1 protein-coding gene is annotated in these 2,305 nt (G+C 53.1%); it reads right to left on the bottom strand.

Annotation, left to right across the window (positions count from 1 at the left end):
* Window positions 1–1,898 (bottom strand): leucine--tRNA ligase (gene leuS, locus BOW51_RS10035; protein ID WP_078477595.1); only part of this gene is annotated, 1,898 nt, incomplete at its 3' end.
* Window positions 1,899–2,305: the final 407 nt, after the last annotated feature.

The following is a 2,305-nucleotide window of genomic DNA, read 5'->3' as shown; positions in this document are numbered from 1 at the left end:
CCGTAACAGTCAATCAGGTCCTGTGGATCGACACCATTATTCTTCGACTTGGACATCTTCTCGATGCCACCGAACATAACCGGCTCGCCATCGGATTTGAGGACTGCAGCGATGACCTTGCCCTTGTCGTCACGCTCGATATCGATATCAGCCGGGTTGTACCACTCTTTCGAGCCGTCGGCATTATCACGGTACCAGGTCTCAGCGATAACCATTCCCTGCGTCAGCAGGTTGGTGAAGGGCTCGTCATTCTCAATCAGTCCCTCGTCACGCATCAGCTTGTTGAAAAAGCGCGCATACAGCAGGTGCAAAACAGCATGCTCAATACCGCCAACGTATTGATCAACTGGAAGCCAGTATTTTGCCCGTTCATCAAGCATTGCAGTGTCACAGCCAGGCGAGCAGTAACGTGCGTAGTACCAGCTTGATTCAAAGAAGGTATCGAATGTATCTGTTTCGCGTTCCTCTCCATCGGAGAGCTGGTAAAACTCCGGCATGCGCTTCAGTGGCGAACCCGAGCCATCAACAATTACATCCTCTGGTAACTGCACTGGAAACTCGTCAGCAGGACGGTTGGAGCCGTCGGCCGCATGTATGACAGGAATCGGACAACCCCAGTAGCGCTGGCGCGAAACGCCCCAGTCACGCAACCTGAAGTTGACCTGGCGACTACCCTTGCCATGCGCCTCGAGCCAACTCGCAATCGCATCGAAAGCGGCATTTGAATCAAGCCCGTCAAACTCGCCCGAGTTCTTCAGTTCGCCCTTCTCTACATAGGCTGCTTCCTCAATTCCACACGCAGAGCCATCGGTTGAGAAAATAACCTGCTTGCGGGGAATTCCATACTGCCCGGCAAACTCCCAGTCACGCTGGTCATGTCCGGGAACAGCCATGACGGCACCGGAGCCATAACTCATGAGAACAAAGTTGGCCGCATAGACAGGTACCGCTTCACCGGTGACTGGGTGGAGAGCATTGATATCGAGGGCTACGCCCTTCTTCTCCATGGTCTCCAGTTCTGCCTCACTGACACCACCGGATTTACACTCGTCGACGAAGGCCGCCACATCCGGATGTGATTCAGCTGCTGCAAGCGCGAGCGGATGCTCTGCCGCCACCGCCACGTAGGTGACACCCATCAGGGTATCCGGCCTGGTGGTGAAAATCGTCAGGCTCTCATCCGAATCCTCGATACCGAATGACATCTCGACACCTTCAGAGCGTCCGATCCAGTTTCGCTGCATGGTACGAACCTGGTCTGGCCAGCCATCCAGTTTCTCAACATCGTCGAGCAACTCCTGGGCGTAATCTGTAATGCGCAGAAACCACTGTTCGATTTCACGTTTTTCGACAACCGCGCCCGAGCGCCAGCCCTTACCGTCGATTACCTGCTCATTGGCGAGCACTGTCTGGTCTACCGGATCCCAATTGACCGTCGCTGTTTTTTTGTAGGCGAGGCCCTTCTCCATCAACCGCGTAAAGAGCCACTGCTCCCAGCGATAATAGTCCGGATCACAGGTTGCCAGCTCGCGCTCCCAGTCATAACCGAAACCGAGGCGCTTGAGCTGCTCTTTCATATAGGCAATGTTGTCCCGCGTCCACTTGGCCGGCGCGGTCTTGTTCTTGATTGCTGCGTTCTCTGCGGGCAAACCAAAAGCGTCCCAACCCATTGGTTGAAGGACATTTTTTCCGAGCATACGCTGCTGGCGGGCAATCACGTCACCGATGGTGTAGTTGCGCACGTGGCCCATGTGCAATTTGCCGGATGGATAGGGAAACATCGACAGGCAGTAGAATTTCTCCCGCGAGGGGTCTTCGGTTGCATTGAAGGAACCATTTTTCTCCCAGTATGACTGGGATTGACGCTCAATTTCTGCGGGATCGTAACTGAAACTCATCAGGACGAATCTAACTCGGTATTATTGGAATTGGTGAAGCATACCGCAGGTCTTTGGCAATCGAAAGCGCAGGTTTTCGAACGCCACGGCAGAAACCGGCAAACGTGCCGCCTATATCGATGATGACAGCTTTCCGGTTCACCTCTGGCAAACACTGAAACGCAAATCGTCAAGTCAAGTACAGATCACCTTTTGTGAGCCGGTCAAGCCGGAAAGGCTGAGCAGCAAAGAATTTGCCGAGATCACCAGGAATCGCATTGTTGAGGCTCTCGAAGAGTCACCCGCAAAATGTCATACACTGCACTAGTGCAGGCGAGTGGCCTTCATAACTTTTACTAGCGCTTTTTTTGCGCTTTTTTCTTAGTTACCTTTTTCTTCGTCACTTTTTTCTTTGCCGTTTTCTTTGC

The organism is Solemya elarraichensis gill symbiont, assembly GCF_002021095.1.
In the GTDB taxonomy this organism is placed as follows: domain Bacteria; phylum Pseudomonadota; class Gammaproteobacteria; order Chromatiales; family Chromatiaceae.
Note: the sequence above shows the minus strand (reverse complement) of the source record. Positions and strands in the feature narration are given on the sequence as shown.